Origin of the sequence: Enterovirga sp. (genome assembly GCF_028290205.1) — a bacterium.
Lineage (GTDB): Bacteria > Pseudomonadota > Alphaproteobacteria > Rhizobiales > Beijerinckiaceae > Enterovirga.
Map to the genome: position 1 here is coordinate 1 of NZ_JAQGKF010000050.1, position 8414 is coordinate 8414.

Below are 8414 nucleotides of genomic sequence, written 5' to 3' on the forward strand. Positions count from 1 at the left end.
GGGACTGCACCGGGCGCTCCGGGCGGGGGCACCGCTCCGGGCGGCGGCACGGCCCCGACGGTGTCCGGCTCACCACCGGGCAAGAAGCGCGTGATCCCGATCCTCGCCTACAGCGCCGCGGACGACCGGCTGCTGAAGGACCTGACAGCCGCGCTGGACCGCAACCCCGACGATGCCGCGTCCCTCTACGCGCGCGGCCAGCTCTACGCGCTGCACAACGACTTCACGCGCGCGCTGGCCGATTTCGACCGCCTGGTCCGTCTGGATTCCCGCGACGTCGAGGCGCTCAACAACCGCTGCTGGGTCCGGGCCGTCACGGACGACCTCGATGGCGCGCTCGCGGATTGCGATGCCGCACTCAAGATCCGTCCCGAATTCCTGGATGCGCTCGACAGCCGGGGCTTCATCATGCTGAAAATCGGCATGCCGCGGCGCGCCGTCAGCGATTACAGCGCGGCCCTCAAGCTCAACAACAGACATGCACCCTCCCTCTACGGACGCGGGCTCGCCCGCATCCGGCTCGGGGAGGCCCAGAGCGGCAACGGCGACGTGAAGCTCGCACTCACGATCGACCCCAAGATCGGCGAGCAGTTCACGATGTTCGGGGTGCAATAGGCTGCAACGCGGGCGCCCCGGCGCTCCGCATGGGAGGAGTGAGGGTCATGGCGGCAGCATTCAAAGCGGGCGCCCGAGGCGCCCTGGCACTGGCGGGTGCGATCTGCACCCTGGGCCTCTCGCTGTCGGTGGCGGTGGCGCAGGCGCCGACCGCCGCGCAAGCGCCCACCGAAGGGCAGATCGTGGACGCGCTGACGCCCAAGCCGGTGACCCGCAGCCTGTCCGGCGGGCCGCGGCCGGGGGCGAGCTCCGGGTCGCCCGAAGAGGCGGCCTTTCTCGAGACGCTTCGCAGCCCGACGACCCGCTCCCTCTCGGTCGGCCAGCGCGACCGCCTGGCCGGCATCGCGGAAGGCAAGCCCACCATCGACCTCGACGTGCCGTTCGACCTCAACTCGTCGGTGATCTCCGCCAAGGCCCGGCCGGCCGTGGACGCGCTCGGTGCGGCCCTGTCGCGCCCTGAATTCAAGGACGGCACCTTCATGATCGCCGGCCACACCGACGCGCTCGGGAGCGACCAGATCAACCAGGTGCTATCTGAGCGGCGCGCCGCGGCCGTGAAGCAGTACCTGACGGAGAAGTACAAGCTTCCGGCCAAGAACTTCATCACCGCCGGCTACGGCAAGACGCGCCTCAAGAACAAGGATAAGCCGACCGCCGACGAGAACCGGCGCGTCCAGACCACGAACCTGTCGGAGGTGAAATCGGCGTCCCGCTGAGCGGCGCCGTTCGGAGCGGCCGCATGCTCACCTCCGCCGCCGAGGGCGGGGCCACGCGGGCGAGGCCCGCGCGGGCGGTCGCGCGCCTCGCGGCCGCGGCTGCGCTCGCAAGCGCGCTGGTGACGGGGGCGACCAGCGGAGCCGGGGCAGTGGATCTCCCGTCCACCGTGGCGCCGGCCACGACCCTGCCGGCGCAGCGCCTGTGCTTCACCGACAATGTCAGGGTCACGGGGTTCCTGGTGCCTCGCGCCGAGGCCTATGTGTTCGGTGGCGTCGAGGGCTATCGGATCGCCGCCGTCCTGGTGGAGGAGGGCGACACGGTGTCGGCCCACCAGGAGATCATCCGGCTCGAACCGGCCTCGCCCGGGGCGTCGGCCGGTTCGGGGCCAACGGGCCTCTCGGGTGCCGGGGCCGGGCCTCCGCGGCCGGCTCTCCCGGTGGTGCTGCTCAGATCCCCGGCGGACGGAATCGTGTCGAGCAGCACGGCCCGGGTTGGGGGACTCGCGAGTGCGCGCTCCGAGCCGCTGCTGCGCATCACCACGGATCCCGAGCTCGACCTCGTGGTCGACATCCCGAGCGCCTACGCGTCCCGTGTCCGGCCCGGCGGCAGCGCCCGCATCCTGCAGGCCAACGGGTCCGAGCTCGAGGCCACCGTGCGGGTCGGGCCGGCCGAGATCGACGCCCGCACACAGTTCGGGCGGGCCCGGATCGGCGTGCCGTCGGGATCTGGGCTGCGGCCGGGCCTGTTCGGGCGCGCCTTCGTCGAGACCGACGAGAGCTGCGGCGTCGCGGTGCCGAAAGGCGCCATCCTGCGCCAGAACAACGCCACGTCCGTGGTGGTCGTGAGGTCCGGCAGGTCCGAGGTTCGGCGGGTCGAAGTGGGGCTGACCTCCGACACCCATGTCGAAATCCGGTCCGGCCTGTCCGAGGGCGAGAACGTCGTTGCGAACCCGGCCGGCGCGCTGTGATGCCGGCCGGTCCCACCCTGTCGACCTAGCGGGATTGCGCCCTTGGCCCTGAACGTCTCGAGCTGGTCGATCAGGAAGCCCCTTCCGTCGATCCTCTTCTCGCTCATTCTGCTGATCCTCGGCTGGCTCAGCTTCGCCCGCCTGCCGATCACCTACATGCCGAGCGCGGACATCCCGGTCGTGTCGGTCGTGGTCGGCCAGTTCGGCGCCGCACCCGTCGAGATCGAGCGGGAGATCACGAGGACCATCGAGGATGGGATCGCCGGCGTGGAGGGCGTCCGCCACATCTCGTCCACGATCACGGACGGAGTCTCGGTCACGACGGTGGAGTTCCGGCTGGAAACCAACACCGACCGGGCGCTGAACGACGTCAAGGACGCCGTGACCCGCGTTCGCTCGAACCTGCCCCAATCCGTCCAGGAGCCCTTGATCCAGCGGGTCGACATCGTCGGCCTGCCGATCGTGACCTACGCGGCCGTCGCGCCCGGAAAAACCGCCGAGGAGCTGTCCACCTTTGTCGACACCGTGGTGGCCCGCGAGATCCAGGGGGTGCGCGGTGTCGGACAGGTCGAGACCATCGGCGGCGTCGAGCGGGAGATCCTGGTCTCGCTCGATCCCGACCGGCTGGACGCCTACGGGCTCAGCGCGGTCGACGTGAGCCGGCGGCTGCGGGCCGGCAACGCGGACATCGCCGGCGGCCGCACCTCCATCGGCGGCCGCGACCATGCCATCCGGACGCTGGCCGGCGCCCGCACGCTGGACGAGCTGTCCGGCTCCATGCTCGGCCTGGCGAGCGGCAGCGAGATCCGGCTCAAGGACCTCGGCACCATCACGGACACGATCGCGGACCGGCGCACCTTTGCGAGCCTGGACGGCCGGCCCGTCGTGGCGTTGGGCATCAAGCGGGCCAAGGGCTTCAGCGACGTCGTCGTGGCCAAGGCCGTGAAGGCCCGCATCGACAAGCTCAACGGCGACCACCCCGACGTCAAGCTGACGCTGATCGATTCGACGGTCGATTACACGGTCGGCAATTACAACGCCGCGATGCAGACCTTGTTCGAGGGGGCCGCGCTCGCGGCGCTCGTCGTGCTGATCTTCCTCCGCGATCTGCGCTCCACCCTGATCGTCGTCATCTCGCTGCCGCTCTCCATCCTGCCCGCCTTCTGGGCCATGGACATGCTGGGCTTCTCGCTGAACCTCGTCAGCCTGCTGGCCGTGACGCTGTCCACCGGCATCCTGGTCGACGATTCCATCGTCGAGATCGAGAACATCGTCCGCCACATCCGGATGGGGAAATCCCCCTATCAGGCTGCGATCGACGCAGCCGACGAGATCGGGCTGGCGGTGATCGCGATCAGCCTCACCATCATCGCCATCTTCGTCCCGGCGAGCTTCATGACCGGGATCGTGGGCGAGTTCTTCAAGCAGTTCGGGGTCACGGTGGCCGTGCAGGTGGCCTTTTCCCTGCTCGCCGCCCGCTTCGTGACGCCGATGCTGGCCGCCTACATGATGAAGCCCGACGTGCGACCGAAGCGGCCGCCGGGGGGCATCGAGCGCGCCTATACGCGGCTCGTGACCCTGGCCGTGCGCCACTACGTCCTGACCGTGGTCATCGGGCTCATGATCTTCGCGGCCTCGGTCGGCAGCATCCTGCTGCTGCCGTCCGGCTTTCTGCCGCGCTACGACATCTCACGGGCCGTGCTGGCGATCGAGCTCCCGCCCGGCTCGCAGGCGAGCGACACCCAGGCCGTCTCGGACGCGATCGTGCGCGAGCTGCGCGGCATTCCGCAGATCCGCAGCGTCTTCGTCGACGGCGGCCGCTTTCCGGGCGGTGGGGTCGACATCCGGCGCGCCACGCTGATCGTCAACCTCACCGAAAAATCGACCCGCAGCGTGACCCAGCGGGCGGTCGAGCAGGAGATAGAGAAGCGGCTCCAGCGCGTCCCCGACATCCGCTACTGGTTCGTGGACGACCAGGGGCTGCGGGCCGTGGAACTGGTGGTCACCGGCGAGGATCCCCGCACGGTGGCCGCGGTCGCGAACGAACTCGCGAGCCAGATGCGGCGTCTGCCGGCGCTGAACAACGTTATTTCGAGCGCCACCCTCGACCGGCCCGAGCTGCGCATCCGGCCCCGCAAGGACCTGGCGGCCCGCCTCGGCATCACGGCCGACGCGATCTCCGGCACCATCCGGGTCGCCACCATCGGGGACGTGCCGCAGGCGCTGGCCAAGTTCGATGCGGGCGACCGCCTCGTGCCGATCCGGGTCCAGCTCGACGACACCGCGCGGGCGAGCCTGGACACGTTGCGGGATCTCAAGATCCCGATGGCGGGCGGGCAGGGCAGCATCGCGCTGAGCGCGGTCGCCGACATCCAGTCCGAGATCGGGCCGGCGAACATCGCCCGCTACGACCGCGAGCGGCGGGCGTCGGTCGGGGCCGATCTGGTCGGCAACGCGGCCCTCGGGGACGTGATCAAGGCCATCTACGAACTGCCCGTCGCCAAGGATCTGCCGAAAGGCGTGCGGCTGAACCAGTCCGGCGATGCCGAGAGCCTGAACGAGCTGTCGGCCAACTTCACCGATGCGATGCGGTCCGGGCTCTTGATGGTCTATGCCGTGCTGGTGCTGCTGTTCGGCAGCTTCGTCCACCCGCTGACCATCCTGATCTCCCTGCCGATCTCCATGGGCGGCGCGGTCGGGGCGCTGCTGCTGACCGGTCAACAGCTCACCATGCCGGTCTTCATCGGCATGCTGATGCTGATGGGCATCGTCACCAAGAACGCCATCATGCTGGTCGATTTCGCGGTGGAATCCATGCATGCCGGCGTGCCGCGCGATGTCGCCATCGTGGATGCCGGCCGCAAGCGTGCGCGGCCCATCGTCATGACCACGGTTGCCATGGCGGCCGGCATGATGCCGAGCGCCCTTGCCATCGGGGCGGGCGGCGAGTTCCGCTCCCCCATGGCCGTGGCCGTGATTGGGGGCCTGCTGTTCTCGACGGTCCTGTCGCTCGTCTTCGTGCCGGGCGTGATGATGCTGTTCGGGCAGATCACCGACAAGGTCACCGCCGGGGCCAGGCGGGTGTTCCGCCGCTCCCCCTCCGGCCATCCCGAAGGCGGTCCGCCGGCCGGTGGCCCGGGCCCGGCTCTCGCCGGGGCCGAAGCCGGCCGGTAAGCGGCCCGCGCGCGCAGTCTTTGCCCGCGGTCCGGCCCAGGGCTTCAGGCGCAAGCGGCATGCTGCCAGTGCCAGCGCCGAAGGGACCAGTCGGGGCCCGGCGCGACCACCGCCCCGGCATGGTCGGGGCCGACATCGAGCTCCGCCATGCGCCAGCGCCCGGCGTCCGCCGGATCGTGGCGCGTCGCCAGGAGCCGCGGCTCGGCTCCGGGCATGAGGCTCACGTCGAAGCGGTCCAGCGCCAGCGTGAGCCCGTCACCGCGCGCCTTGAGATAGGCCTCCTTGCGGGTCCAGCAGGCGAAGAACGCGGCCCGGCGCAACGCGGGCGGCAGGCTCGCCAAGGCCTCGCGTTCCGGCCGGGAGAAGAAGCGTTCGGCAAGCCTGTCGCAGGCCACCTCCTCGCGCATCCGCTCGACGTCGACGCCGATCGGTCGGTCGGCTGCGAGCCCGATCAGGATCCAGTCGCCCGCATGCGAGATGTTGAAATGCGGTCCGGCCCGGTTCGCGGTCCCGGGCCCGGCGAGGGCCGGCTTGCCGAATTCGCCGAGCTCGAAGCGCAGCTCGCCGGGCGCTTCGCCGAGGCACTGCCCGAGGAGCTGCCGCAACAGGCCGTGACCGATCACGGAGCGGCGGCGGTCGTCCTCGCGGCTATAGCGGGCCGCGCGGGCCCGCTCATCCGGCGACAAGGCGGCCGCGAGGGCCAGCAGGGCCTCGGCCGGCTGGGCCAACGCGGCGCGCCAGACATGCACCTCGCCGCCCGGCAGCCGATAGGCATCCGGCGGCCGCCGCCACTCCTGATCCGCACTCACGTCGCTGCTCTCCGGGGCTCAGGCCCGACCACCAGCCCTCACCGGGAGGCGTGCGCCGCATGCTGCCGATCCGCGCAGCCGTCCAGCACGTATTTCTGGAACACGTAAACCCGCTCTTCGCGGGTGCCGATGACGCCGCGCGCGGAACTCGCCTCCATGCCGCGCTGAACGTCCGGATAGATGCCCACATCCTCCTGAACCACCTTGCTGGCGAAGCGCGAGATGGCCCGCGCCAGGAGCCAGCCGAAGCCCTCCTTGATCCAGCCCGGCCGCTCGCCCCGCACCGTGAACAGCCAGGCCTGGTGCCGGCAGGTCGTCGGGGAGGTCGGGAACACGGACATGATCAGCCGCACGCAATCGGACTGGCTGTAGGTGATGTTCGGGTGGAGGTTGTGATGCTCGTAGGTCCGCGTCGACGGCACGCCGAACCGTTCCGCCACCCAGGCGAGGGGGGCCAGCTCGTCGTCATGCGCCCGGTACCAGGTGAAGCGTGCGTCGAGGCCGTGTTCGCAATTCGCCTCGGGGGGCAATTTGCCGAACGTCTTCGGATGGACCACCGGAAGGTGATACGATTCCAGCGAGTTCTCCACGAACACCTTCCAGTTGGCCGCATAGCTGGCGTCGTAGGTCCAGGCGGCCCGATAAGGCGGTGAGAACGAGGACGCGAACAAGGTCCAGTAGGACCCGAGATGGTCGGCGAGGCTCGGCGCCTGGGGGGCCAGGCAGACGAAGACGAGCTCGCCGCAGATCTCCGTCCGGACCGTCGTGAGATGGGCATTCTCGCGGTCCCAGGGCCGGAAGCAGCGCGCGTCGGGGATGCGCCCGGTGCGGCCGTCCTTGGTGTATTCCCAGCCGTGATACTGACAGACCAGCCGCGGAGCATGGCCGCGCCGCTCGTGCGTCAGCATGGAATGGCGGTGCGCGCAGACATTGATGAAGCAGCGAAGATCGCCGTCGAAGTTGCGCAGCAGCAGCGGGTGGCCGAACAGGTCGAAGGTGATGAAGTCGCCGCTCTTCGGCAGGTCGGACCGGCAGGCGATCAGGTGCCAGGCGGGCTCGAACAGGCTGTCCAGTTCACGGTGATGCTGCTCGGGCGCGTAATAGGCCGATGGGGGCAGGAGATGCTCGAGGCGGCTCTTATTCACGAACATGGCTGCACCTGCTTGTCGCCCGGCTCGGCGCGCTAGGGCGCGCCCATGGCCTCCAGGGCGGGCTGCGCGGGCGGACCGGCGCCCATCTGGCTGATGCGCCGCCCGTGTTTCTGCACCAGCTGCGAGAAGGCGTCCGTGCTCTGCAGCGGCGCCAGATGCCGGGCGCCGGGCACGGTCTCGATGGTGATGTTCGCGACGCTGTCCTGCAGGAAGGCCCGGGTCGCGCCGAAGGAGGTGTGCTCGTCGTAGAGCGCGACCAGCGGCTGCTGAATGCCGCGAAGCCGGTCGGCAGTCAGTCCCGCCGGGGCAAACACGTCCCGGCCGCAGGTGGTCTTGGCGAGGCGCGGCAGCTGCAGCAGCCAGCGCAGCGAGGATTCGCCCATGGTCTGGCTGAAATGCTGCTTCTGCTCGGGTGTCAGGTCGGCCACCACCTGGAACAGCCGCGTGAAGTCGATGTCGGGGCCGAGCTCGGCCCCGCCGGCCACGAGCGCCGCCCTGACGTCCCGCCAGCCCTCCATGTCGGCCAGATTGGGTTCGAGGTCGGCGAGGCCGGGAAAGTAGGGATCCGACAGGATGAGGCCGCGCACCATGGCCGGATAGAGCACGGCGGCATGCGTCGCGACGACCGCGCCATAGCTGTGCCCGACGATGATGGCCGGGCCGAGATTCAGGGCCAGATGGAGCCCGCGCAGGTCTTCTGCCATGTCGGCGGAGGTGTAGCCGCTGGCGGGCGCGTCGCTCGCGCCGTGTCCGCGCATGTCGTAGGCTGTCACGTGGAAGTCCTTCGCCAGGACGTCCATGATGTTGCTGAACAGCCAGACCGACATGTTGCTGGTTACGGCGTGGACTAGGATGATGTCGGGGCCGCTGCCCTTCTGCTGATAGTGGAAGCGCAGGCCGTTCAGGTCGAGCATCGGCACGGCTAGATCTCCGCTTCCGAGTGGGACATCTGCTCGTGCAGGAATGCGACGAGGTCGCCGA

At 69.8% G+C, this 8414-nt stretch carries 7 protein-coding genes; 4 read left to right on the forward strand and 3 right to left on the reverse strand.

What is annotated here, in order from left to right:
* The 4 genes from JWR86_RS03430 to JWR86_RS03445 all read left to right on the forward strand — a co-directional run.
* Positions 1 to 615 (forward strand): tetratricopeptide repeat protein (locus tag JWR86_RS03430; RefSeq protein WP_299560751.1); only part of this gene is annotated, 615 nt, incomplete at its 5' end.
* Between the two features lie 47 nt (positions 616 to 662).
* On the forward strand, positions 663 to 1331 hold the full coding sequence (locus JWR86_RS03435) for an OmpA family protein (RefSeq protein ID WP_299560753.1): 669 nt from the start codon (positions 663 to 665) through the stop codon (positions 1329 to 1331).
* Positions 1332 to 1354: 23 nt separating this feature from the next.
* Complete coding sequence (locus tag JWR86_RS03440) at positions 1355 to 2299, forward strand: HlyD family efflux transporter periplasmic adaptor subunit (RefSeq protein ID WP_299560756.1); 945 nt, start codon at positions 1355 to 1357, stop codon at positions 2297 to 2299.
* 42 nt (positions 2300 to 2341) lie between these two features.
* Positions 2342 to 5473: an efflux RND transporter permease subunit gene (locus JWR86_RS03445; protein WP_299560759.1), complete on the forward strand. Its 3132-nt coding sequence runs from the start codon at positions 2342 to 2344 to the stop codon at positions 5471 to 5473.
* A gap of 44 nt (positions 5474 to 5517) precedes the next feature.
* Here JWR86_RS03445 and JWR86_RS03450 read toward each other — a convergent pair whose 3' ends face one another.
* The 3 genes from JWR86_RS03450 to JWR86_RS03460 are packed head-to-tail and all read right to left on the reverse strand — an operon-like array spanning position 5518 to position 8347.
* Complete coding sequence (locus tag JWR86_RS03450) at positions 5518 to 6282, reverse strand: 4'-phosphopantetheinyl transferase superfamily protein (RefSeq protein WP_299560762.1); 765 nt, start codon at positions 6280 to 6282, stop codon at positions 5518 to 5520.
* Between the two features lie 38 nt (positions 6283 to 6320).
* Positions 6321 to 7433, reverse strand: coding sequence for an SRPBCC family protein (locus JWR86_RS03455; RefSeq protein WP_299560765.1), 1113 nt, complete (start codon positions 7431 to 7433; stop codon positions 6321 to 6323).
* 32 nt (positions 7434 to 7465) lie between these two features.
* Positions 7466 to 8347, reverse strand: a complete 882-nt coding sequence (locus JWR86_RS03460; protein WP_299560768.1) for an alpha/beta hydrolase — start codon at positions 8345 to 8347, stop codon at positions 7466 to 7468.
* Between the last annotated feature and the right edge of the window lie 67 nt (positions 8348 to 8414).